This is a genomic window from Myxococcales bacterium (assembly GCA_016703425.1).
In the GTDB taxonomy this organism is placed as follows: Bacteria; Myxococcota_A; Polyangia; order Polyangiales; family Polyangiaceae; genus JADJCA01.
This window is the reverse complement of sequence record JADJCA010000015.1, coordinates 127,185-150,937: the sequence shown is the minus strand read 5'-3', so window position 1 is coordinate 150,937 and position 23,753 is coordinate 127,185. Positions and strand designations below refer to the sequence as shown.

Annotated in this window: 23 protein-coding genes; 16 read left to right on the top strand and 7 right to left on the bottom strand. The window is 67.9% G+C overall.

All coding sequences use genetic code 11. The annotated features are described in order from the left end of the window. The first annotated feature begins 13 nt into the window (after positions 1 to 13). On the top strand, positions 14 to 946 hold the full coding sequence (locus IPG50_27500; protein ID MBK6695923.1) for a helix-turn-helix domain-containing protein: 933 nt from the start codon (positions 14 to 16) through the stop codon (positions 944 to 946). Positions 947 to 952: 6 nt separating this feature from the next. Further along, the gene (locus IPG50_27495) at positions 953 to 1,675 is read left to right on the top strand and encodes a DJ-1/PfpI family protein (protein MBK6695922.1); all 723 of its coding nucleotides are present in this window, start codon (positions 953 to 955) and stop codon (positions 1,673 to 1,675) included. 122 nt (positions 1,676 to 1,797) lie between these two features. Here IPG50_27495 and IPG50_27490 read toward each other — a convergent pair whose 3' ends face one another. Continuing rightward, the gene (locus IPG50_27490) at positions 1,798 to 2,343 is read right to left on the bottom strand and encodes a hypothetical protein (protein MBK6695921.1); all 546 of its coding nucleotides are present in this window, start codon (positions 2,341 to 2,343) and stop codon (positions 1,798 to 1,800) included. 115 nt (positions 2,344 to 2,458) lie between these two features. Here IPG50_27490 and IPG50_27485 point away from each other — a divergent pair, with 115 nt between their 5' ends. Both IPG50_27485 and IPG50_27480 read left to right on the top strand, forming a co-directional pair. After that, positions 2,459 to 2,917: a hypothetical protein gene (locus tag IPG50_27485; GenBank protein ID MBK6695920.1), complete on the top strand. Its 459-nt coding sequence runs from the start codon at positions 2,459 to 2,461 to the stop codon at positions 2,915 to 2,917. Further along, on the top strand, positions 2,914 to 3,156 hold the full coding sequence (locus IPG50_27480; protein MBK6695919.1) for a hypothetical protein: 243 nt from the start codon (positions 2,914 to 2,916) through the stop codon (positions 3,154 to 3,156). The genes IPG50_27485 and IPG50_27480 overlap by 4 nt, the downstream gene beginning before the upstream one ends. Positions 3,157 to 3,209: 53 nt before the next feature. Here the strand turns inward: IPG50_27480 and IPG50_27475 are convergent, their stop codons facing one another. Next, positions 3,210 to 3,521: a hypothetical protein gene (locus tag IPG50_27475; GenBank protein MBK6695918.1), complete on the bottom strand. Its 312-nt coding sequence runs from the start codon at positions 3,519 to 3,521 to the stop codon at positions 3,210 to 3,212. Positions 3,522 to 3,794: 273 nt separating this feature from the next. Here IPG50_27475 and IPG50_27470 point away from each other — a divergent pair, with 273 nt between their 5' ends. The 6 genes from IPG50_27470 (at position 3,795) to IPG50_27445 (ending at position 8,461) form a co-directional block, all read left to right on the top strand. After that, positions 3,795 to 4,646 carry a DUF692 domain-containing protein gene (locus IPG50_27470; protein MBK6695917.1) on the top strand — a complete coding sequence of 284 codons (852 nt, stop codon included), beginning with the start codon at positions 3,795 to 3,797 and terminating at the stop codon, positions 4,644 to 4,646. Beyond that, positions 4,643 to 5,383, top strand: coding sequence for a putative DNA-binding domain-containing protein (locus IPG50_27465; GenBank protein MBK6695916.1), 741 nt, complete (start codon positions 4,643 to 4,645; stop codon positions 5,381 to 5,383). The genes IPG50_27470 and IPG50_27465 overlap by 4 nt, the downstream gene beginning before the upstream one ends. A gap of 119 nt (positions 5,384 to 5,502) precedes the next feature. Beyond that, positions 5,503 to 6,063, top strand: a complete 561-nt coding sequence (locus tag IPG50_27460; protein MBK6695915.1) for a hypothetical protein — start codon at positions 5,503 to 5,505, stop codon at positions 6,061 to 6,063. A 265-nt stretch (positions 6,064 to 6,328) separates the two neighbouring features. Further along, a complete protein-coding gene (locus IPG50_27455) occupies positions 6,329 to 6,922 on the top strand; it encodes a hypothetical protein (GenBank protein ID MBK6695914.1) in 594 nt (197 codons plus the stop codon). A gap of 238 nt (positions 6,923 to 7,160) precedes the next feature. Continuing rightward, positions 7,161 to 7,763: a hypothetical protein gene (locus IPG50_27450; protein MBK6695913.1), complete on the top strand. Its 603-nt coding sequence runs from the start codon at positions 7,161 to 7,163 to the stop codon at positions 7,761 to 7,763. A gap of 131 nt (positions 7,764 to 7,894) precedes the next feature. After that, on the top strand, positions 7,895 to 8,461 hold the full coding sequence (locus IPG50_27445; protein ID MBK6695912.1) for a TetR/AcrR family transcriptional regulator: 567 nt from the start codon (positions 7,895 to 7,897) through the stop codon (positions 8,459 to 8,461). Positions 8,462 to 9,056: 595 nt separating this feature from the next. On the opposite strand, the gene IPG50_27440 is transcribed toward IPG50_27445, so the two are convergent. Then, complete coding sequence (locus IPG50_27440; protein ID MBK6695911.1) at positions 9,057 to 9,281, bottom strand: hypothetical protein; 225 nt, start codon at positions 9,279 to 9,281, stop codon at positions 9,057 to 9,059. A 295-nt stretch (positions 9,282 to 9,576) separates the two neighbouring features. Here IPG50_27440 and IPG50_27435 point away from each other — a divergent pair, with 295 nt between their 5' ends. Next, positions 9,577 to 10,659 carry a hypothetical protein gene (locus tag IPG50_27435; protein MBK6695910.1) on the top strand — a complete coding sequence of 361 codons (1,083 nt, stop codon included), beginning with the start codon at positions 9,577 to 9,579 and terminating at the stop codon, positions 10,657 to 10,659. Positions 10,660 to 10,829: 170 nt separating this feature from the next. Beyond that, positions 10,830 to 11,480: a hypothetical protein gene (locus IPG50_27430; protein MBK6695909.1), complete on the top strand. Its 651-nt coding sequence runs from the start codon at positions 10,830 to 10,832 to the stop codon at positions 11,478 to 11,480. Between the two features lie 7 nt (positions 11,481 to 11,487). On the opposite strand, the gene IPG50_27425 is transcribed toward IPG50_27430, so the two are convergent. Next, positions 11,488 to 12,462, bottom strand: a complete 975-nt coding sequence (locus tag IPG50_27425) for a protease inhibitor I42 family protein (protein ID MBK6695908.1) — start codon at positions 12,460 to 12,462, stop codon at positions 11,488 to 11,490. A gap of 149 nt (positions 12,463 to 12,611) precedes the next feature. Beyond that, the gene (locus IPG50_27420; GenBank protein MBK6695907.1) at positions 12,612 to 14,660 is read right to left on the bottom strand and encodes a hypothetical protein; all 2,049 of its coding nucleotides are present in this window, start codon (positions 14,658 to 14,660) and stop codon (positions 12,612 to 12,614) included. Between the two features lie 193 nt (positions 14,661 to 14,853). Between IPG50_27420 and IPG50_27415 the strand changes: the two genes are divergently transcribed. Further along, positions 14,854 to 16,197: a hypothetical protein gene (locus IPG50_27415; GenBank protein MBK6695906.1), complete on the top strand. Its 1,344-nt coding sequence runs from the start codon at positions 14,854 to 14,856 to the stop codon at positions 16,195 to 16,197. A 61-nt stretch (positions 16,198 to 16,258) separates the two neighbouring features. Then, entirely contained in the window at positions 16,259 to 17,368 is a 1,110-nt protein-coding gene (locus IPG50_27410; GenBank protein MBK6695905.1) for a hypothetical protein, read from the top strand. Between the two features lie 94 nt (positions 17,369 to 17,462). On the opposite strand, the gene IPG50_27405 is transcribed toward IPG50_27410, so the two are convergent. Both IPG50_27405 and yaiO read right to left on the bottom strand, forming a co-directional pair. Continuing rightward, entirely contained in the window at positions 17,463 to 18,269 is an 807-nt protein-coding gene (locus IPG50_27405; GenBank protein ID MBK6695904.1) for a hypothetical protein, read from the bottom strand. Between the two features lie 38 nt (positions 18,270 to 18,307). Then, the gene (gene yaiO, locus IPG50_27400; protein ID MBK6695903.1) at positions 18,308 to 19,642 is read right to left on the bottom strand and encodes a YaiO family outer membrane beta-barrel protein; all 1,335 of its coding nucleotides are present in this window, start codon (positions 19,640 to 19,642) and stop codon (positions 18,308 to 18,310) included. 88 nt (positions 19,643 to 19,730) lie between these two features. Here yaiO and IPG50_27395 point away from each other — a divergent pair, with 88 nt between their 5' ends. Together IPG50_27395 and IPG50_27390 are read left to right on the top strand one after the other, a co-directional pair. Next, on the top strand, positions 19,731 to 22,784 hold the full coding sequence (locus IPG50_27395) for a hypothetical protein (protein ID MBK6695902.1): 3,054 nt from the start codon (positions 19,731 to 19,733) through the stop codon (positions 22,782 to 22,784). 54 nt (positions 22,785 to 22,838) lie between these two features. Further along, positions 22,839 to 23,723 (top strand): hypothetical protein, encoded by an 885-nt coding sequence (locus IPG50_27390; protein ID MBK6695901.1) that lies wholly within the window; start codon positions 22,839 to 22,841, stop codon positions 23,721 to 23,723. The last annotated feature ends 30 nt before the right edge of the window (positions 23,724 to 23,753 follow it).

Below are 23,753 nucleotides of genomic sequence, written 5' to 3'. Positions count from 1 at the left end.
CTAATGGCGCTCGATGGTCCGAACCGTAGCTCCCGCTGAAGCGTCGACGCTCCTCGCAGCCGGCAACCTTACCGTCGTCGACGTTCGCGAACCTTCCGAGTGGGCCACGGGGCACGTGCCGGGTGCGCGGCTCGTGACGCTCGGCGCTCTTCAGGCGAACTTCGCGTCCGCAGGCCTCGCCGGCCCCGTGCTCTTTGTCTGCGCGAAGGGCGGCCGGAGCATGACGGCCGCGGAGCTGGCGTTGGCAAGCGGTCTTGTCGACGTCATGAGCCTCGACGGTGGTACCGCCGCGTGGGTCGCTGAAGGGTTGCCGGTCGAGCGCCCCGGCGTTGTTTCGGCGCCGCCGCCCTCGACCGACGCGCTCCCGGTGTCGCAACGCTTCGGCGTCGACCCCGAGCTCGACGCCATCGTGGGCCCCAACGTGCGCGAGCTGCGAACGCAGCGCGGTCTTACGCTCGACGTGCTCGCGGGCCTGAGCGGCGTCGGTCGCCAGACGTTGGGCCAGATCGAGCTCGGCCGCACGGTGCCGAGCCTCGCCACGCTCTGGAAGATCGCGAAGGCCTTCGACGTGCCGTTCTCGGTCCTCTTGGCGCGCCCTCAGACGGCGGCCACGCGCATTCTTCGAGCGAAGAACGCGAAGCGCCTCGTGAGCGCCGACGGTCGCTTCTCGTCGCGCACGCTGTTTCCCGCGGACGAAAAAGGCAAGGTCGAGTTTTACGAGCTCTGGCTCGCGGGGCACGGTCGCGAAGACGCCGACGCGCACACGCCGGGCACGCGCGAGAACATCGTCGTCACGTCGGGCCGCCTCGTTATGGAGGTGGGCAAGGAGCGCTTCGAGCTCGGCAAGGGCGACGCCATCGTCTTCGCCGCCGATGTCTCGCACGCGTACGTGAACCCCGCCAGCGAGGAGTGCTTCATGAATCTCGTGATGACCTACGCCGGCTGACAGCCCGTGGCCAAGGTCGTCTTTCCGCTCCCCGATCGCGACTTCGACGTCACCGAAGTCGCGGTGCCGTGGAAGCTCCTCACGGAAGCGGGCCACGAGATCGTCTTCGCCACCGAACGCGCTGGCACCAAGCCGGCTTGCGATCCGCTTCTCTTGTCGGGCGTGATTTTCGGTCAGCTCGGCGCCGCGCCGGAGCCGAAGGCCTTCTACGCGGAGCTCTCTCTGTCGCCCGCGTTCTCGGCGACGCGGGCCTTCGCCGATCTGACGGTCGCGGAGTTCGACGCCGTGGTCCTTGCCGGCGGCCACGCGCCAGGGATGCGTCCATACCTCGAGAACGACGCGCTCTTCGCGTTCGTTCGCGCCTTCAGCGGAAGTGGCAAGGTGTTGGGCGCCATCTGCCACGGCGTCCTCGTGGCCGCGCGCGCCGGCGCGCTCGCGGGCAAGAAGACCACGTGCCTGCCGAAGTACATGGAGCGCTCCGCGTATTTTCTGACGGCATGGAAGCTCGGTCGCTACTACCGCACGTATCCGGCCTACGTTGAAGACGAGGTGAAGGCCGCGCTCTCGCGCCCCGAGGACTTCGTCCGGGGGCCAAGGACGCTCACGTCTCGCGGTACGCGCAACGACGCGCGCGCTGCCTTCGTTGTGGAAGACGGCGCGTACGTCTCGGCGCGTTGGCCCGGGGATGCGTACCTGTTTGCCCAGAAGATCGCCGCGCGGCTGGTGTAAGACGCGGCGCTCGGCCGCCACCAAACGGCGAGCCTGCCGATTGGACGTCGGGCGTGGGCCCGAGCAGCCGGCGAGGTCGCGCGCGGGCTCATGGGTGAAGCTGCCGAGGTCGAAAGCGAAACTCAGTCTTCGAGCGAGAGGTCGCGCGACGCGCCACTTCGATCGATGAGCGAGATGCGCCGTGGCTTTACGTAGCCCTTTGCGCGCCACTCACCATCACCTTCCAGCATGACGACGAACCCCTCTCGTGAGTGTTTCGCGGGGAGAAGCAGCCGCTCCGGAACGGCCACGAGAACCTCAGGTCGTCGGAGACGCGCCGCGGTGCAGTCGTAGGTGACCGTCTGACCGTTGCCGGTCAGCGTGAAGCGGCCGAACTTCTCGGGATAGCCCTCGTTGGGAACGCGATCCCACGCCCCTTCAACGCGGATGGTCTTGCCGTCGTCGAGGTTGTAGTAAGCCGTCCACGCGTATTCCGCGTGCTGCGTGGCGCGTGCGCGCGCATCGCTCTCGAGCGTGTACCACTCGAGCGTCTCGTCGATGAGCACGTCGCGGCTGTCGTCGAAGTCCGAGACCTTGCGATGGGCGGAGGGGCCTAGCCCGCGCGCGACCAACCGTTGCTCATCGCGATACCACTGGAGCTGTACGCCCGAGCCGTCGCCATCGTTCACGGCGCGCTGCGTTGAAGCGCCCACTCTAGGCCCGCCGCGGACCGCTCACCGGGCACGCGCGACCGCTCGCCGAGAGAGGCAAGCCTCGTCCGCGCGCCGTCAGCCATGGTGAGGCATGGGTTCAGACGTTTCGTCGCTTCGCTTTCGCGCGCTGTTGCCACTGTTCGTCGTCCCGCTTCTCTTCGTCCTGACGTTGCGGAGCTCCGCGACACCAGCGCCGCTGGTACGCAGCGAGCTCCCCGACGAGCCCTTCGTCAGCGACCGTTGCAACTGGTCTTGCCACAACCGTGGGTGTCGCCATGCGCCCAAACTGCCGGCCTTTCTCACCGCCGACGATCAACTGTTCGGCGACGCGGTGCGGGGCCTGTACCAGCTGGGAGGTGCGCTCATGCCGGGCGACACGTTCGGCGGATACGGCGCGGCGAACTTGCTCGTCTTCTGCGCGCTGTGGCCGGGCGGCATGTTCGCCTTGTGGTGCATCGGTCTTCGGCAGCGAGACCGGTTGCGCGCTCGCCGACGGAGAGCCGGCGGAAGCGTAGAGAGCGGCAGCTTGGGGCAGCGAGGTCCGTCGTGAGGGCCGTAGCCTTTGCCATCTATGCCGCGTGCGTCGACTTCCTGTTGAAGCTCGCGGCGCTCCTCGGCATCACCTACCGCGACGCGAACGCGCTCCTCTTCTTCGTGCTGTGGCCCATCGTGACGCTCGCGCTCGTCGGTTGGGTCGTAGCGCAAGCGGTGCGGTTGCGGGTCTACGGCAGGCGAGACGTCACCCTTCACCCCGATCAGCCGCCGGCCGGTGGACCGTCGTCCGACTGATCGAGGGAAGCGTGCAGGCGCGCGGAACGTGCCGCGCGCCCGCAGCCTCTCCGTCACGGGGGGCCGCCGCCGCCCTCACCGCCGTTTTGGCCGCCGCTGCTCGCGCCGTACCCACCGTTGTAGTTGCCCATGGGGTCGTAGCTGCCTCCGCCGTACGTGGGCGACGGGCCCCAGCCGTCGTTCGGCGCGTAGCCCGCGGCGTTGCCGCACGCCATACCGCAGCAGCCGCCGCAATTCCCACCGCAGTCAGCGTTTCCGCCCGCGACGTTCTCCATCTGCGCCGGTTCGAGCTCGACGAGGTCGTCGCTCACGGTTGTGTTCAAGAGAGCCTCGAGGTCGTCTTGTTTCTTGGCATCGCGGATCATGCGTCTTCACTCCTTCGCGCCGATTGGCGTCGTGGCTCAACGGAACGCAGGAAGCACGCCGGGGAGGGCGGGGCGCGCCATGGCATTCACGCGGCAGACTTCTCGTAAGTTACGAGCCCCCAACGGTTTGTCGCCCGTGGGTTACATGATGAAGGGTTGCCCAAGGGTGCCGCCGCCCGCCCGAAAGCTCATCGCCCTCTGTTGGCCGATTGAGCCAACGCATGACAAACACGACGCGACCCGATCGGCATGCAGAGTGCACGGTTCCTCTGCATGCGCACCGAGCCAACGATCAGCGGTTTTGGGCTGGGCCTCCGCCCGAGCTTCGCGGCCACGCTGCCCGCCACGACCCGGCAGCTCGACTTTCTCGAGGTGATCCCCGAGAACTGGATCGGGAGCGGTGGGGAGCGGAGGCGGACGCTCGAGCAATGCCGCGAGCGTTGGCCTCTCGTGCCGCACAGCGTCTCACTCTCTCTCGGCGGCGTTGATCCGCTCGACGACGACTTCATCGAGCAGGCTCGAGACTTCGCCGCAGCCATCGGGGCGCCGTTTTGGAGCGATCACATCGCCTGCTCGCGCCTCTGTGGTGCCTACGCTCACGATCTCTTGCCGGTGCCGTTTTCATGGGAGGCCATCGACAACCTCGTGGGTCGCTTTCGCGCTGCCGAGGCGCGCCTCGGTGTTCCCGTCGTGCTCGAGAACCCGACGTACTACGCACGCATGCCCGGGAGCACACTCACCGAAGGGCGCTTCCTCTCCGAGGTCCTTGAGGGCTGCGACGCCGGCTTTCTGCTCGACGTGAACAACGTGTACGTCAACAGCTGCAACCACGGCTTCGATCCGTACGCCCTCATCGACGAGCTTCCGCTGGAGCGAGTCGTCCAGCTCCACATGGCGGGGCACTCACGGGGCGACGTTCGTGTCGTGGACACGCACGGTGCGCCCGTTTCGGAGGCGGTGTGGCAGCTCTACGAGCACACCATTCGTCGCGCACGTCGCATCGTGCCCACGCTCATCGAATGGGACAGTGACATCCCGAGCCTCGACCGTCTCTTGGATGAGGTCGACACAGCGCGCAGCCGCGCCACGGCGGCCCTCGCGTCGCTAGTCACGGAGGCCGCATGAACCTTCGCGAGGTCTATGAGCTCATGGGCCCCCTCGTGCTCCGCGGCGAGAGCCCCGGCGCGACGGCCAAGAAGCTCTTCCCCAACTCGATCGATCCGTCGAGCGCGCGCGGCCTCGAGGCTTACGCTTGGAACGCGTTCGCCACGCGCAAGGAGATGTTGGAGAGCGTCTTCCCCCGTACCCGTGATGCCATCGTAAGGACGTGCGGCGAGCGAGCGTGGCTAGACCTCGGCCCTTCGTTCTCTCGCGCGCACCCGGCAACGCACGCGAAGCTGCTTCGAACCGCGGAGCCCTTCCCATGCTTCCTCGCGGGGCGGCGTCAGATTCCTCGCTGGGTCGTGGAGCTCGCCGATCTAGAGCTCGTGGGGCGGCAGACGTATCACCATCCGCTCGACGACGATGACAGCGCCCCTCTACGCCTCTCCGTGACGCTCGTGCTTCGCGGGTACGGGCACGACTTCGCCACATGGCTCCACGGCAGCGAACGCGAGTTGCCGCGTGGCAGGCCGGCCGCGAAGCAGGTGGTCCTGGCCTTCTGGCGGGATGATCGCGGACAGTCCCGCAGGGCGGGCCTGGGCAACCACCAGCTCACTCTTCTAAGGGAGATTCGCGCCGGCCGAACTCCTCCGAGCACGTGCAGCGAATGGCTCGGCACGCTGCTTACCTGGGGCCTCGTGCGAGGGCGTCACCACGGCGAGCTGGCAGCTGCTCGGGTCGATGAGGGGCGCATGGCATGAAGCGCGCGCAACGCCGAATCGTGCAGGCGCACGTGTGCCCGTGGCCGGCGGCTTCATTCGGAGTTCGTGCGGCGCAGCAGCTCCGCGCGACGACATGACAAAACTGTGAGGGGAAATCGATGACACGTTCGACAATTGTGCTGGGCTTGGCCGCTTTCATGGCGGCTTGTGGTGGTGGAAACAACCAAGAGGCGAAGGACCCCACGTCGGGCGCCGCCGCCGGAGCCGCTGGCGGTTCGTCGCCGACCTCGACGACCTCGACGGCGGTCTCCACCGGCTCGTCGGCTGGCCTCAAGCCCTTCCAGAAGGAAGCCCTTGAGAAGTTCGATGGCGACATCAAGGGCAGCCTCGACGCGGTCAACAAGGCCTGCGGCACGAGCATCAAGGTCTCGAGCGACTTCTCGAACTACAAGGAGGAGGCGTGGTCGGGCAACAGCGTGTCCAGCCGGTGCAGCAGCGTGCTCGACGGCATCGCCGCCGTCTGCGCGAAGTCGCACTACAAGCCCGAGGTCGCGAAGAACCTCGCCGAGGTCAAGTGCATCTTCGGCGGCACCGGCACCGACGCGAAGGCGAACATGAGCCATTCGGGCAAGGTGTTCACCACGAAGATGAACGTTGAAGCCAGCAACCTTCAGGATGCGGCCACCACCGTCCTCCAGAACAAGCTCGACGGAAAGTAGTCCTATGCGTCTGGTCGCGTTCGTAGTTGCGTCGGTTGGGGCGTGCGGGGCTCCCGCCGGCGGAGCTCTCCCGCCGGTTACCCCGGGTCAAAGCCCTGCACCGCCCGCTGTACCGGCGAACGCCGCCGACCCGACAACGCCCGCGGCAACGGCCGCGGGCGTCGCAGCACCACCCGTCGCGACCACGCCGCCGCCACCCGCGTCGGCGAGCGCGGCACCTCGCGATGGGGCCCCCAGCATCGGCGCCGATCCCTCTGAGTCGAGGTTGCGACTTGGTCACTACTCGAGCGGCGACGGCCTCCTGGGCTTCGTGCTCGACCGCACCGGTGGGGGCGCGCGACTCAAGATGGACGGCGAGTCCGAGACCATCGAGCTCAAGGTTCAGAACAAGAGTGAACGCGGCGTCGACTACGTCAGCGGCCCACGGAAGCGCTCGTTCTGGCTCGGCGTGCGCTCAAGCGGCGCCGCTTCGCTCATCTTCGCCAAGAACGACATCCCGATGTTCCGGGACGCCGACGCGGCGTCGCTCTCGGGAGGCCCGCCTCCGCCCATGGATACGTTGGAGCAGAAGAAGAAGCTGATCCCGGCGCTTCGCATCGGTCACTACTCCTCGGGAGATGGCTCGGTCGGCATGGTCCTCGATCGAACGGGCCCGCAACCCAAGATGCGCCTCGACGGAAGCCGCGAGGTTCGTTTGCTCGATCCTCGGGGCACCGCCGGCGAGAACATCGACGTCGCTGTGGTCGGCTCGCCCAAGCTGGGCATCGCCATGCGCTTCACCCCGCGCGGTGAGGTCTTCTACTACGCAGGTCGCGACACCCTCCAACTTCGGCGCGACGGCGACGCCGATCCCCTCTGAGGTCCTGATGCAAGTTCGTGTAGCCCTGCTCGTCTCGCTCGCTGCCTCCGTCGGAGTTGCCTGCGGCTCGCCGCGCTCACCGGATGCTCCGTAAGGAGCGACGCCAGCGGCTACGGCGCCGCCTGCATCGCCAACGGCGCCCCCGACAGCGGCAGCGGCGTCGCCAGCGGGTCCCGTGGAGCCGCCTTTAGCGCCGCCGAACGCGCCCATCGCCGTCAGCGCGCCACTCGCTCCCGTCATGCCAGCGGCGACGACGTTGCGCGCCTACACCATGGAGGACCTCCTCGCCCTCGAGAAGGCGAAGAACTGGCGCGAGCTGCTCAGCCACGCCGCCGACATCGCTCCCACCAAGCGCGACGCGCAGTGGGAGCGCATCGTCGATGCGGCAGCCCTCGGGATGCTCGCCTCGGAGACCGACGCTCGCTCCGCCGTGTGGCAAGCCGAAGATCTTCGCCAACACTTCCCCTCGCTAGCCTCGTCGCCGAAGTTCATGGCGCTTCGCGGCACCCTTGGGATCGACGCCGCGACGAAGTGCTACGCGAGCAGTCGCTCGGGCGCCCATTGCACCGAGGAGCTCGTCGCCTTCGTCAAGGCTGACGCGACCCGCGCCGACCTGGCGATGCGGGCGGGCCGCCTCGTCATCCGAAACCAGTTCCCCTACGTGGCCACGCGTTTCTTCAGCCTCGCCGTCGCGGCCGCCCCACCGAACGCCGCCGTGTGCCGTGATCCGGAGCTTGTGCGCTCGTTGGATGCGGCCGACGACCTGCCGGACGACCACGTGCTCCGCAAGGATGCCGCTCTCGTGCACGCCGCGTGCAAGATCCCGCCAAAAAGGAAGTAGGCGTCGGGCCAACGGTGCCGCTTTGAACAGCCCGCCTTTGGGCGCGGCGCCACCTCGCCATGCCGTCCGGGCGGAGGCCCCGCAGAGCGGGCTCGCCACGAACGAAGCTTGCTCCGGCGTCGCCCCATTGTATGATGACCATCATGCGATACGCCGACGGGCACAAAGAAGCCGTTCGACAGCGCATCGTCGACGCCGCGTCCGCGGCCCTGCGGCGGAGCGGCCTCGCCGCCGTGAGCATTCCGGCGCTCATGAAGTCCGCCGGGCTTACGCACGGTGGCTTCTACGCGCACTTCGAGGATCGCGACGAACTGGTGGCCGCTGCCGTGCAAGCCGCCGGCGCGGCCACCGCGCAGGGGGCCTTCGCAGAGTCCGTGCCCCTCGAAGAGACGCTCGCGCGGTATCTCTCGAAGGGTCACGTCGAACACCCCGAAGGAGGGTGCGTCGTGGCCGCCCTGGGCACCGACGGACACCGGCAAGCGCCGTCGGTTCGCCGAGCCTTCGCTGAGGTGGCTAAAGGCCTCTTGCGGCTCGTCGACGGAAAGCTCCACCGCAACCAACGGGCGCGGTCTCCCAGCGACGAAGCGCTACGGCTTGCGTCGACCATGGTGGGCGCTGTGGTCCTCGCCCGCCTCGTCGACGATCCGAAGCTCGCGGACCGACTTCTCCGAGCCGCGCGCGCGTCGGCGCCCGATTGAGCGATCGTTTGGCCGTGCTCTCTGTGCCACGTCTCGAGAAAAGGAATGATGGGCATCATGCAAAAAGATCCGCGACCGAGCTGGAGTCTTGCGGGCCCGACGCACATGGCGCGGAGGAAGGAATGACCTCATCTGCGGTCTCGGCGGGGCCTCTTCCGACTCCAGGTCAACAGTCGCCGGCGGAGGCGCGCCGATGATCGCAACGTTGCCACGAGTGCTGCTCTGGGCCGCCGCCGCGCACGGCCTCGTGGCGATCTTGTGCGTCGTCGCTCTGGCGTTCGAAGTGCCGCTCGTGATGGGCGTTCATCCGGCCCTAAAGCCGCTCAAATTCGCGGTCTCCATCGCTCTCTTTCTCTTTACGATGGGCGTCCTTCTTCCGAGCTTGTCGGTGCGCGAGGCATCGCGCGCCGTCGTGGCCTGGCTCCTCGCGGCCACGATGACCATCGAGATGGGTGGCATCCTCGCGCAGGCCCTGCGCGGCAGGACGTCTCACTTCAACAGCGGAGGCCTGCTCGACGCAACGATCTGGAACGCGATGGTCGCGGCGATCGTCGTCGCAACGGTCGTCATGATCTGGCTCGCGCTTGCTTCCCTCCTAGGACCGCTGGTTGATTCTGCTGGCCAGGCGCTGCCGCCGCTTCTGGCGACGGCCTGGCGCGCAGGGCTCTTGTTGCTCCTGCTCGCGCCGGTCTCGGGCTTCGCCATGGGCGGTCGCCTCGCTCATTCCGTTGGCGGTGAAGACGGTGGCGCCGGCCTGCCGCTCTTGAATTGGAGCGTGAGCCACGGCGATCTGCGCGTCGCGCACTTCTTCGCGCTCCACGCGGTTCAGGTGCTTCCGCTGAGCGCGTGGCTGCTGCTGCAAGTCCCGCTCGTCAGCGGGGCGCGCGCGACCTTGCTCTTCGTGGCTATCGGCGCTGCGGGGACGTTGTCGCTGGGCACTCTCCTGCAGGCCCTCGCGGGGCGCCCGGTCTGGCGCAACAGGAGTGCGTCGCCGCCCGTCGTTGGGCGCCCCCCGCACGCTCGAGCAACAGACGCGACGGCCTGCGCGCCGCCCGGCGTAACCACCCCCTCGACCCGGTTTAGTCCCGTGCTAGGCTCCCGCCGCTTTGAATCAGATGCCCCTCGTTCTGGCGGCCCTCGCGGTCGCGGCCTGCTCCGGCGCGGAGCCCGCCTCGTCGACCGTGCAGTCCGCACCGCCGCCGTCGCCGGCGGCGGGCCAGTCCGCGCAGCCGGCCCCGCCGAGCGAGCCCGTTCCCACGTCGCCCGTGGTCACGCCGTCGCCGTCGTCGAACGATCCGTTCGCGAGCACGCTCACGGTCTTCGCGATCCACGCACCGACCTCGACCTTGAACCCCGACGGCCTCATGTGGACGTCGCCCGGCGGCCTCACGAGGCAAGTGCTGCTCAACGAAGCGGGCGCCGTCGCACTCGGCTTCACGCACACCATTGGTCACGCGACCGTTCGCGTCGATTGCGCCGCGACGGCGGGCCGCGCCGCGGCGCGTTTTGCCGGTGCCATGACCAACGCCGACGACGCCGAGTTTCGCACCCTCGTCCTCGACAAGGGGGTGGGCCTCGGCGTCATGTTTGAGGGCGTGAAGGGCCGCCTGCAAACCGAAGCCGAGCTCTCCGCCGACGAAGCCATCGGCAAGGCCAACGGCGGCATGAACTTCGTCCGCTTCGGCATCGCCGCGGACGTTTGCCATCGACTCCTCGACTACGCCGCCGAGTATCAGAAGCTCGGCATCGACAAGACCTACGGGCTCGCCGTGCGGCCTCTCCACAAGGAGGGCGCCGGCTGTTCGGCCTTCGTCGTTTCATTCCTCGAGTTGGCGAACTTGCTTGAGCCGCGCTTTCGCGCCGCGTGGGCCTTCAAGGTGCGTGTACCCAAGTTCACCGAGCCATGGGTCGGCGCGCCCGAGCCCATCGTGGGCGGAACCATGAATCCCGGCGTCACGGTGCCCGTTACCCGAGTCGCGTCGTTGACGCGCGGCTGGGCGACGCCGCAAGAGGAAGGCTTCGACAGCGAGGGCTGGGACCCGACGCAGATGAACGTGTCCATCGACGCCATCATCGACGCGGCCCTGAAGTCAGGCGCCGAGAAGGTGGAGCAGCAAGGCAAGCTGCGGGGGCTCCTGCTCGATCGCACGCAGGTGCCGGCGACGCCGGCGCTCATGAGCGGCGCGTTCTGGAAGTAGCGACAACGACGGCGCGTACCCGCGGCGTGGGGCCTCGCGCTCGGATCGTGGCGACGAACGTGGCGAACGGCGCGTTCGCCCCGCGCCTCGCCGATCCACCTGCGAAGTTCGCGATATGACTGGCGCCGCCGCCACCGCGGTCCGGCATCGCCCTTGCTCGACGTCCTCGCATGAAGACGCCGCCCACTTCCGCCAAGTACGCTCGCGCCACGCGAGGTCCGCTCGTTCCGTGTCCACGCTGCGCACGTCACGTGTTCGCCGCCGTCGAAGGGACGTGCCCGTTCTGTTCGTCGACGCTCCCCCACGAACTGCTCGACGCGGCGCCGCGGGCGACCACCGAGCGACTGTCGCGCGCTCAGACGTTCAGCTTCAACGCAGTCGGTCGTCGCGAGCTCTCGCTCGGTGACCTCTCGGCGGTGGCCGGCGGTGTGCGCCCCGATAACCTCGGCGTCACGAACCCGGAGCTTGGTGGCGCACCGAACGATGCGGGGAGTTCGTTCTCCATGTATGGTGCACCGATCCCGGCCGGCGGCGCGTTCGATCCCGGCAGCCTCGACGCGGGGGGCTCGTTTGCCATGTACGGCGCGCCGGCGCCGCAGGACCCCTTCGAGCCGGGATGGGGCGGAAGCGGTTCGCAGAACGACACGCAAGCGCAAGGCGGCGACGCCTATCAAGGAAGCCCCGGCGGCAACGAGGTGAGTGGGGACTCCTACGGAGACAACGCCGGTGATCCCTACGCCGGCAGCCTAGGCGCAGCAGGCGACCAAGCTGCCGACCAAGGCGGCGACGATTTCGGCTCGAGCGGCGATCCGAGCGAGTAGGGCTCGGTCAGTGCAAGAACGTCACGTCGCAGTGGCTCTCTGCCCAGGCGCGGAAGTCAGCCGCGCAGTTGGCGCGCCGAGCAGGCGTGATGGGCGGCATGCAGTTGATGGAGCGCTGCGTCGGGCACTCGAACTCGTCTTCCTCCGCAACGGCGGCGATGAGCAACGTGAAGCTGAATTCCTTCTCGGCTTCGCCGGAGGCGCCGCGGCTGTACTTGAGCTTGATGGCGTGGGTGCCGACCTTCGACAACGGGCCCGCCGGGCCAGTCTTCCAAGTGAGGACGGAGAGCCCACCACCACCGACGGCGCGAGGGTTGTTGGCTTCGTAAGAGACCTCAGGCTGGCCGAGCGTCCGGTCGACCGACTCCACGTGCCAGCGGTAGCCGGCCGACGCGTTGGCCGGCAGCTTGACGACCACGTCTTGTCCTTCCTTCGCCTTTACGCGGTCGCCGTCGTCGTCGGCCTCGACGACGATGGGCTTGAGGTCCGGCGCCGGCGGCTCGTGCGCCGGCTCGGTGATCTTTACCTTGAACGAGAACGTCTCCGCGGCCGCCACCGAGTCGTCCTCCCAGGGCCTCCGATACTCGAGCTTCACGGCGTGGTTGGCGCCGCCCGGCGTAAGCAACCGCGAGTCGGTGTCCCACGTGAAGACCTGCGTGCCGCCGCCACCGGCTCTACCGCCGCCGCTCGATTCAAACTCGCCGTCCTTCGGCGTCGGGTACCCGAAGGAGCGGTCGGTGCTTACGACCTTCCACTTGTAGCCGCCGCTGCCGGGGCTCGCGAGGCGCAGCTTGATGGCCTTGCCCTTCTCGACGGAGATCGTCTTCTTGTTGTCGTCTTCGTCGATCTCCACGACGCTGCTTTGACGATTCAGCTCGTCTTGCGACAGCTCGGCTTCGGAGGAGCTTCCGCCGCAGGCGACGAGGCCGCCAAGGCTAGAGACGGAAACGGCGACGGCGAGAGCAACGAACGAAATACGCATGGAGCCTCCGGGTAGGGGGCCTAAAGCAGTGTCCGTGCCGCGAGAGGAATGAATACTTTCAACGCGTTACATGGCGACCTGGTGCGTTGGTGTCGGACAAGGTGAGCGTTTTGTCTCATGACGCGTGGCGCCGGGACCACGGCGCCCAGCTACCGATCGGGAATCGCCCTTAGGCCGTCCGCGAAGATGCCGTAGCTGAGCTTTCGACGCTCTTTGTACCGCGGCACTTTGTCCCAGCGCGCCCACTTGTGGCGCGGCGTCTCGACGAGATCCTCGCCGATGGAGACCGCGACGCGGAAGCCGTCGGTCTCGCTCGTCTCGCGGGGACGCGTCTTCGGGTTGTCGTCGAGCACGAGGAGACTCGATGGGTCGGTGACGTGAAGGAGCGTCCACGGAACTCGGACGTGGAGCTCGGCTCCGTTCACGATGACGGCCGACTGTCCGGTCTCTCGCTCTTCGCTTCTGCGCACGCGCAGGCGACCGATCTCCTGCACCGTCTCCGGGAACTTGTAGACGCCATCGTCGCTGCCGTGCTCGCTGTTGTTCTTCCAGCGGACGAGGTTCCACTTGCCGCCGTCGCTCGCGATGGAGCGATACGGCTGCGGCCCGGGGAGCTCGCCGACCTCCTTGTTGTGCCACGCCGCTTGCGTGTCGTGCCAGACACCGAACTGATCGTAGGACTCCATGACGGTGAGGTCGGCCTTGTTCGGAAGCGTGACGGTGAGCGCGAACTCCGAGCGCTGCGTCGTCTTCCTTCCGTTGGGCAAGACGCTCTCGCCGCGCGTGTCGTCGTGGGTGTCGTAGCCAATGACCATCACCTCGCCGTCGCCGAGCGGCTTCGTCAAGCTCAGGCGAACGTGAAAGAACTCGGCGTCGGCGCTAGCGCGGAGCTCGGCGACGCGCCCCGCGCCCGTCGTCTTTGGGAACATGTCGAAGTTTGGCGGGTCGAGCTCGAAGCCGAGGAGCCCGAAGTTTTGCTCGGGGCTCGTCACGTTGTGCCAGAGCTTGTAGCGATCGCGCGGCAGCGCCAGCTCGTCGACGATCCACGTGCGCTTCCACCACTCGTCGATCCACGCGAACAAGATCGCGCCGCCGGTCTGGGCCTCGAAGTTGTTCCGAAAGACGCGCACGTCGTGGTGACCTTGCGTCACCTCGTCTTGGCCGCCGTGGTTCATGCCGCTGTGGGCAAAGTGCGCGTTGCCCCAGCTCGAGGGCACGCCCACCTCCGCGACGATGAGCGGCTTGGGGTAATAGTGCGCGCGAAGCTGCTTCAGGTAGCCGAGGTAGCTGTTGGGACCATCGGCATCCACCGCTGGCACGTAGCGAGGGTCTTCGCTCATCCAGTCGGGGTAATACGGATAGGCGTGATAGCTGGCGAAGTAGCCCGGCGGACAATTCGTGGTGTCGAGCTGCGCGAGGTCGAGCTCCTCCTGATCCTCCGACGCGCCGGCGCCCTCGGTGGGGTGGCGGATGGGATCGAGCGTCGGCCAGCTCGACACGCTGATGGGGCGCCGCACGCCGTATTTTTCCAGCTCGTAGGCTGCGATCTGATCGACGCGTTCGGCCCACCAGACTTCCGTCTCGGAGCCGCCGGGCAGCGAGATGTAGCGGCCGTCGTAACGTGAGCGGGCGCTTGTGAGGCGGTTGGTCGTCTGGACCTCGTCGGGGAACACCTCGCGCCCCACCAGCCAGCCGATGACCCACGGTGAGATGTCGGTGTCGTACTCGCCATGGGCGCGCCCGAGCCGCTCGAACACGAAGTTTCGACCATGCACGCAGTCGATCGACTCGACGATGTTGTCGTCGTAGTGCGTCTGCATGTCGCGGAGGTTCTTGGTCGGGTTCTCTTCGTCGAGCCAGATGCCGTGGAAGACGTAGAGCGGCTTCTCTTGGTGCCGCATGTTGTAGAAATGAAGCCGCTGGTAGAAGCGTGGATAGTGCAAGGTGTAGAGGCGGATGGTGTTGATGCCCATCTCGCCCATCATCTCGAACCAGCGGTCGTAGTCCTCGGCGGTGGGCACCAGCTCGCCGGGCTGCGTGCCCGGTAGCGCCACGCCCATGTTCATTCCCTTGATGAACATCGGCTTCCACGTCGTGCCGTCGTACACGTGGAGGCGCCCTTCCGCCGCCTTGAAGGGCATCGGGTAGAGCGGCACCTCGTCGGCCTCGGTCGAACAGGCGATTAAGAGGCTCGACACGGTGGCTAGCCGCGCAAGACGCGAGAGACGCGACGCCAGGCGGCCGAGTCCGCGCCGCCCGTCTCGTGGGGCCGGTGGCCTGGCTACGGGGAAACGCATGGTGCCGCTAGAGTCTAGCCGCGCCGCCCCGCGAGTGGCCAGTCGGCGCCTCGCGGGAGATGTCCTCCCCGCGTACAAATGCGAAGATCCCGCGATGCGGGAGCGGCGCTCGTGGTGGCGAACGGTCACGGGGACGTTCACCTGGCGTTCGGCGGCGCTCGCGCTCCTGCCCCTCGCGGCCTGTGCCAAGGCACTGCCCGTCGTGACCGCGGAGTCGCAGGGAACCGCGCCGCTGGCGTCTGCGGCAGCCGGGCGCGACGCGTCGGTCGACGCGCCCGCGATCCCGACCGTGGAGGCGGTGGCCGACGGCGGCGCGCGCACGCTCGCCGCGACCGACGCAGCCGTGACCTTCGGCGCGGGGCCCGTCGTGGTGGCGCGCCGCGCGCCGGAGCCATCGATCGCCGTGTGCGCCAAAGGAGAGAGGCGCGCGCTCGCGTTCGAACACGCGCCCATCTACACCGACAAGGTCGAACGCGACGGCGAGTTCTCCGCGCGGCTCTACGTCGGCAACGCTGCGAAGTGCACGCGTCGCGTCGCCCTGCCGCTGAGCTTTACGCCGCCGAAGACCACCGCTACGCGCACCGTCGACTTCGTCGCGTACGTGCCCCCGGGCGGGGCTTTCGTCGAGATGAAGCTCGACGCACGCGACCTCACGGAAGCGAACGTGGCGCCCGGTCGTTACGCCATCACCTTCGACGTCCGCGACGACGACGGGGCTCGAGTGGGCCGCGCGCTCTCAGGCAACCCCTTTCGCAGAGGTCGCGACGATGTTCAGATCGCCACGCCGCCGAAGATGGCGACGCGCATCGGCGCGCACGACGATTTGGTCATTCCCATGGCCATCGAGAACCGCGGTGACACCGCCAATCGCGTCACGCCGCTCGTTGTCTTCACGCGGCCCGGCACGACGACGGGCATCGAGCACTACGACGCGCCGCTGCTCGTCGTGCCCGGGACGGCGAGCTACACGCTCCGTCTCACGCGAGAGCAGCGGGAGGCGAAGAAGATCGGCGCCGGGTCGTGGCTCGTCACCGTCACCACGTTCGACTCTGCCGGCGATCGGATGAACTCCTTCGCCGGGCTGCCGCTCACCATCGGCAGCATCGACATGCGCGTCTCGCGGCCTGAGCTTCCCGTGCGCCTCGCCGATCACGCGCTCCTGCGCGTGGTCTTCAAGCTGGAGAATCGTGGAGACACGTCGGATCAGATCAGCGCCGTCGTGGCGTTCACGAAGCCGGGCACGACGGCGAGCCACGAGTTCGTCTTCAAGAAAGATGTCCCGCCGGGGGCCACCGCCTTCGAGGCCATCGTCGACACCGCGAAGCGAAAAGAGCGAGGCATCGGCAAGGGCGCGTGGCTCATGACCACCGCCGCGTTTACGAGCTCCGGCGAGCGCATCAAGAGCTTTACGGGGCACTACCTGGAGATCGTGGAGTAGGCCCCACGACCGAGGCACGACCACATTGAGAAGACCGTTTGCGTTCGATAGCCTCGCTCTCGTGACAAAGAACCAGTGGCTTCGCGGAGGCGTGGCCTTCTCGATGCTGCTGCTCGTGGGGTGCGTGTCACTGCTCGGTGACTTCGTCGCCGGCGAGACTCGTCCCACGGACGACGACGCGTCGACCTCCGACGCCGAACCGAGCCCGAGCGACGAAGGCGGGCCGAGCGGAGACGCCGGTGTCGTCGACGCGCGGTCCCCCGATGGAGGTGTCGATGGCGGCGTTGATGCGGCACGCGTCTGCAACCATACGGCCCCGTTCCAGAGCGTCGTCGCTGTCGCCGGCGTCAACACGGCCGACCACGAGCGCGATCCGTTCCTTACGAGCGACGAGCTGACGCTCTACTTCTCGCGGGGTGCCGGCTCGAGTCCAGGCGAAATCAACGCGTCGCGCGACCTCTACGTGACGCGTAGGCCTGATCGCGCTTCGCCCTTCGCCATCCCAGAGGTCCTCGCGCCGCTCAAGAGCGGTGTCTCTGACGTCACGCTCTCGCTCGACCCGAAGGGCAAGGCCGCGCTCTTCGGGCGCGACAGTCACGTCTTCGCCGATGGCGGCGCGAACCCCAATCACGGCATCTACCGAGCCGATTGGGACGGTGGCGCCAAAGGCTTCTCCAACGTTCGCAAAGACCCGGTGGCCTATGGGGGAAACCTCCTCGGTGCCGCCTCTGTCGGGCAAGTGACGCGAAACATCTATTACGCGACAGGGCCACACCTGGCGGTCAACGAGTGGAACGCGGTGAACTCCCTCTACGAGCCGCCACGCCTCCTCGATACGCCAGGACCCGACGCGGCGGTCAACTTGCAGGTGCCTCCCGATCTGTACACCGCGAGTCAGGCCTGGCCTTCGGTATCCCGTGACGAGCTAGCCCTGTACTTTACGAGGGTCACGCAGCCGCCAGGCTACTCGCGGGGCGCCTTCCTCTTCGTCGCTCAACGGAAGAGCACCAAGGACGCGTTCGGACCGGCCCACTTCTTCCAGGAGCTCTCGCCAGTCGGGATAGCGGGAAACTACGCGGCGTGGATCTCCGACGACGCGTGCCGCATCTACTTCACGAGTCCGCGGACCGGCACCGTCGGCGGCGACGACTTGTGGATGGCGTCGCGGTAGCGACATGCCGCGAAACCCGGCCATCATCAGCGCGGCGCGAAGCCGCGCGACGGGAGCGTCCGCTTAGCATCGCCTCAGCGCGACGGCTGCGCCCTCACATCGTGGGGCCGAAGAGGACGTCATCGACGGTGACGCTCACGCCGGACGTTGGCGCGTCGAGTTCGAGAAGGCCGAGCTGGAGCGAGACGCTCTCCTCCCGTCCCTTGTCGACGAGGGGCTTCTTGTCGACGAGGGTGTTACCGTCGATCGCAACGGTCACCGCGTGGTCCACGAGGTCGAGCGCAACGTGCAGCCAGGTCCCAGCCCTGGGCACGACGAGCGAATGGGTCGGCGGGTACGCGACGCCGCCATCGACGCGCGGCACCTCCTCACCGAGCCTCAACTGGGCGGACTCCCCCGCGGCCGGGCGCGCCGTGAACAGGTAGACGATGTGGCGAGGCCTGTTTGAGGTCAGCACGATACGCGCGAGCGACGTGTAGCCGACCTGGTTGAGCAGGCCGCTGTCCATCGAAACGCGAACCTCGAGATGGAGGGGGCTGGTCGAGGGCACCTTGATGAAACGCTCGAGGCCGATGCTCAAGCCGCCGGCGTCCGCGACACCGGCGCGCCATGCCAGGGCAAAGGGCGGGGAAACATAGTTCTGGGCGTCGAGCTCGCCCGTCGCGCCCGCGCCAACTGTTGCATTGAAGCCAAATGTCGGCGCTGCGGCGTCGCCATCGAAGTCTTGGCAAAAGACGCCATCGCGCGCGCGCGCGGCGCAGAACGAACGGCCTGCCGCCCCGTCAATGAGCGCCCCGGCGTCTTGCGGCGTCGCGTTCCCGCCGGCGTCCTCCCGCAAGAGGAGCTGGCAAGAGGCGACGAACAGCAGCAAGACGGGCGCGAAGGTCGAGCGCGTCCTCACCGCTCCTTGATACCAGCAAGCCCCACGGGGGCCTAGGCTCACCACCGCGCGAAGACGCCCGCCTCGGCGGCCGGCCCCACGACGCTCGCGCCGGACTTCAGGCTCTCGCGCCTCTCGATCGACAGCGCCGCGTCGACGCCGAAGCGCGGGCTGAGCATCACGCGGCCCGAGGCCGTCACGATGTGGCTGCGAAGATCGAGGAGGTCCGCGACGCCGGGCAAGCGCTCGAGCTGGATGCCGTACGTGTAGTCGAGGCCGACGGTGATCTGCTCGTCGAGGCGCCATGCGGCTCGAAGTCCCAGCGAGTGAACCATCTCGAAGTCCGTCGTGGCCTCGCGATGCACCATGACCGACGTGCTCCAATAGCGGCCCGTGAGGTCGACGTCTTCCGTGAGCGCGAACGTGAGCGCCGGCGAAACGACGACGACGTCGCGATCGTCGCGGTATTGCCAAAAAGCTGCCGTGAGCTGCCCCGAGAGGCGATCGGTGATGGGCGTCATGAAGGTGGCGTCGAAGGCGTATTGCGGCAGCGACAGGGCAGGGGTGCTGAAGCCCGCGCTGCCTCCGACGAAGCCGCCGTTCTTGAGGTGCACGTAGACGCCCGCCGTCGGGCGACCATCGACGATGTTCGTGCGACGAAGGCCTGTGCGCGTCGGTCGCTCCGCGCCCTGACGGTTTACGACGGTCATGCCCAGCTCGAAGCGCATACGTCGATAGCGCTGCATGGCCGATGCGTCGGTCGTCGCGACGTCGTCATACCCGGAAGGGAAGACCTGAAGGCGCTGGCCGAGGCGCGCTTGCCCGACGTAGGTTCGCGCGCGCGCGGCACGGATCTCCGGATCGACGGGCGAGACGCGCTCGGCCTCCGTCAGATCGCGCCGTGCGGCGCTCACGTCGCCGCGGAGGTAAGCGATGCGGGCTCGGCGCGCCAAGAGCTCCGGCGCGATGGGCATCCGCTCGAGCCCGTCGTCGGCCTCGTGCGCCGCGTCGTCCCAGCGCCGTTGCCACATGAGCACGTCGATGAGTCCGGCGCGCGCCTCGACGTGATTCTTGCTGCGCGCGAGGACGCTGCGATAGCCGCGCTCGGCGAGCGCGAGGCAGCCGTCCCATCCGTCGAGGCGCGAAAGACCGATGGCCGCGTCGTCGTCGTCGGGATCACGCGCCAACATGGCGAGGAAGAGAGCTCGACCCCGCGGTCGGTCGAAGGGCGACACAAGCGCCTGCGCCGCGGCGAGGGTGGCGTCCCGTGTGGCGAGGAGCTCAACGCTCGCGGCCGCGTCGGCTCGGCAAATGGCATCGCGCGACAGCGCCTCGCCTGCCATGAGGCTCGTCGCCAGCGCGAACGAGGCCGCGACCAGGCGTACTGTGCACACATCTCATGCTTACACGCCCTCGCACGCGGCGAGCAACTCACGCGAAATCGGCCGGGCGCCGCCGGCGACGGTGATTTACGATGTTTCGGTGCCGACGCTCATGACGGTCGCGCAGCGCCGAAGGCCTCTCTTCGCGCTCGCCTGGATCTTGGTCGCCGCTGGCGGCGCTTTCGCTGCTTGCGGCGGCGACGCGCAAGGGGTGGGCGCCGGCGCTCTCCCCGACGGAGGCGTCGGGACCGGCGATGGCGCCCCTGGCGACGGCTCGTCAAGCGGCGATGGGCACCAGGGCCAAGACGACGGCGGTGCGAGTGTCGATGGCGACGTCGGCGACGGAGCAGACGACGGGAGCGGCGGAGGTGACGGGAGCGCTTTGGGGGACGGCGGCTCGGACGACGGCTCCGCCGGTGGCGACGGCAGCACGAGCGGCGATGCTTCGCTCGGCCTCGACGGAAGCGGGAACGACGGCGCGACGACGAGCGACGGCAGCGGCACTTCGGATGGCAGCGCGAGCGATGGCGCCGCGATTGACGCCGGGCCGCCGAAGAACCCCATCGACGGCGAAAACCAGCAGCCGGGCACCACCGAGTGGATGCTGACGACGCCCGCCAAGGCGCGTGAGATCGAAGGGTACGCGTCGACCACGAGCCTCGCGGCGGGCGAGTCGTTGTCGCTCTACGTGAACACGGCCTCGGCCAAGTACACGATGAGCGTGTACCGCCTCGGCTATTACGGCGGCCAGGGCGGCCGCGCGATGACGGCCCCGGTCGAGCTCGATGGGCACGTGCAAGCGACGCCGTCGCCCGACGCCGACGGCCTCGTGGAGTGCAACTGGGTGTCACCCACCACGGTCAATGTGCCCGCCAATTGGGTGACGGGCCAATACGTCATCAAGCTCACGACGAAAGACACGGGCAAGCAGAGCTACGTGCCGTTCGTGGTTCGCGACGACACGCGGGCGTCGAAATACCTCTTCCAGTCCAGCGTCACGACCTTTCAGGCCTACAACAACTGGGGCGGGAAATCGCTCTACGACTTCAACAGCCAAGGCGGCACGCGCGCGTCGAGGGTCTCGTTCCTTCGCCCCTACGCGCTCGGCGAAAACCCCGAGGCGGCCGTCGGCGTCGGCGCCGGCGAGCTCATCACCAACCTCCAAGGCGCGTCCCACACGGGGCCCACCGGCTGGGAGTACCCGATGATTCGCTTCTTGGAGCGTGAGGGGTACGACGTGAGCTACGTGACGAACATCGACGTACACCGCGACGCGGCGCTCGTCGCGAAACATCGCGTGTTCCTGTCCGTGGGGCACGACGAATATTGGACCCACGAGATGCGCAATCACGTGGAGTTTGCACGCGATCACGACGGCACGAGCCTCGCGTTTTTCTCCGGCAACGTGAGCTACTGGCAGGCGCGCCTCGGGGCCGCCAAGGGCGGCGCACCCAACGCAACACTCACGTGCTTCAAGGACACCGTCACTGATCCGTTCTTTGGCACCGCGGATGCTCACCAGACGACGGTCCGGTTCGGCAGCGGGACGTTGGCGCGCAGCGAGGCCGGCCTCGCTGGAGTCGCGTTTCAGGACTACGACATCAACGCGGACCTCGTCGTCGAAGGCGCCTCGAGCTGGCTCTTCGCGGGCACTGGGCTCGTCAAGGGCTCCCACCTGACGGGCCTCGTCGGCTACGAGGTCGATGGCGTCGGTGAGCCACCGCTCCCGGGCGTCAGGCCCGTGACACGCTCGCCTTGGACTACGCCGCGCGCCACGAGCGGCAACTCGGAGATGGCCGTTCGCCACCTTCCCAGCCACGCCGAGACCTTCGCCGCCGGGAGCATTCAGTTCCCCTGGGGCCTCGACGACCAACGCTTGCCGGGCGTGACGCAGCCCAACGTCGCGTCGGCGGTGGCGCAGCAAATGACGCGCAACATCCTCGATCGGCTCGCGCTCCCCCGGCCCGGCGTCGACCGCTCACCGGTGCTGTTGGATGACTCCTTCGGCGGCACCATCGACCTCGACCGGTGGTCGCTCCGCACCATCAACGAGGGCTACGCGGCGTTCGATCCGCTCGTCACGGTGGCAACGGCCGCCGGTCGTCTCAGCATCACGCCACGCGCGGGCGTCTCGGGTCTCCATCATGGCGGCGTCGTGTCGGCGCGAACGTACGCGATGATCTGCGGCTCGGCGAAGGTCGAGTTGGTGCAAGCGACGAGCAGCGCCTCCTCCGCCGACACGACCTTCGCCGTCGTCGTCGACCCCTCGCATTGGCTTCGCATGACCGTCGAGAGCGGCGCCCTCGTGATGGGTGTCAACACCGGGACGCCTTCGACGACGCAGATCGCCTACGACGCCGTCCAGCATCGGCACCTTCGCCTTCGGCACGACTGCGTCGCCAACCAGATTCGCTTTGAGACGAGCCCCGACGCGAGCGCGTGGACCGTTCGGCGAAGCGTCTCGCCCATCGAGCTCCGCGCCGCGTACATCGAGCTCGAGGCCGGCACGTACCAGGCAGAGGCCGCGCCGGGGCAGGCCCTCTTCGACGACCTGCACGTGGAGACGACGGGCGTTCGCGAAGACTTCGCCACGCAGCGCGATCCCGAGGTGCTCACGCCCGACGCCATCCACGAGGGCGGCTTCGATCGGCTCATTCCGATCTTCGTCCACGGAGGTGCGCTGCATCTGCGGCCACGAGGGGGCGTCGCCGGCCAACACCACGCGGGCTTCGCCACGACGCGCGAGATCGACTGGACCGGCGGCGCCTCTGGGCTCACGGTCCTCGCCGCGCCGAACACGTCTGCCGAAGGCAGCGTGTCCCTCGCCGTCGTGCCGCAAGGCGTCGGGTATGTGCGCGTGGCCGTGTCGGCGGGGAAGATCTTCTTCCAAGCGAAGGACACGAACTCGGTGACGTCGTCGACGAGTCTGACGTTCGATCCCACGACGCATCGGCACGTCCGCATTCGCCACGAAGCCGGGCCCGATGAGATCGTTTGGGAGACGAGCACCAACGGTTCGAGCTGGATCGAGCGCCGGCGCGCGGCACGGCCCATTCCCGTGACTGCCGCTCGCGCGGAGGTCGAGGGCGGGACGTATCAGGTCGAGACCGCACCCGGCGAGGCCATCGTCGATGACTTCTTCTTCGCAAAGTGAGGGAAGCCTTGAGCCGTCGGCCACCGTCGCCGTAACGTGAAGGTTGTGAACGTCGTGAAGGCACGCAGCGCTTTCTCGGGCAAGGCGGCGAGCGCCACGCTTCTCGTGTTGCTGGCGGGCCGCCCGGCCCACGCCGAGGAGCCAGAGCCGGTCGACCTGAGCACGTTGCCGGTGCGCCCGGCGTCGGCCACGCCTTTTGTGGCGGCCTCGGCCCCGCAGGCCCCGGTGGCGTTGTCACCGCCGGTGGGCTTCGGGAAACAAGGCCAGCTCTTCGTGACGGCCGATCGCTTGATGCCGCTCGTGAGCTACACCACGCAGTCGGTCACGATGTCGCAAGGCGCCACGGAGACGAAGATCTCCGACCGCGGAGCGTCGTTTGCGTTCTTCGTTGGTCGTGAGCCGGGCCTCGCGTCGATGCACACAGTGCCACGCCTCGCCGTCGACTACGCCGTCGTCGATCATCTCACCGTCGGCACGGCGCTCCCGCTCGCGTTTGGCCTCGGCGGCAGCCACAGCGAAGACCGAACGCAAAACGGGGGGACGACCTCTCGAAAGCACAACTCTCCCGAGATGACGGTCTTGGGCTTCGCGCCGCGCGTGGGCTACGTGCTTCCGCTCTCGCCCCGCTTCGCCTTTTGGCCTCGCGCCGGTGTGGCCTTCTACTCGATGCGAACGAAGACCGAGCAGAGCAACGAAGCCTCGGCCATCTCGACGACCGTCGACACCGACACGCTGTTTTCACTCGACCTCGATCCGCAGGTCGTCTGGAGCCCCATCGACGGGCTCTTCGTGCACGCGGGCGGCATCGCGAACTTGCCGATCTCGGGCGCACACTCCACCGAGTTCTCGCAGGCGGCGAGCTCCAGCACGCGCACCGATGACCTCTCGGTGTTTCGCGTCGGCCTCTCGGCTGGCCTCGGCGGCTGGCTGGCGCTGTAGACCACCGCGGTGCGCTCAGGGCAGTTTGCA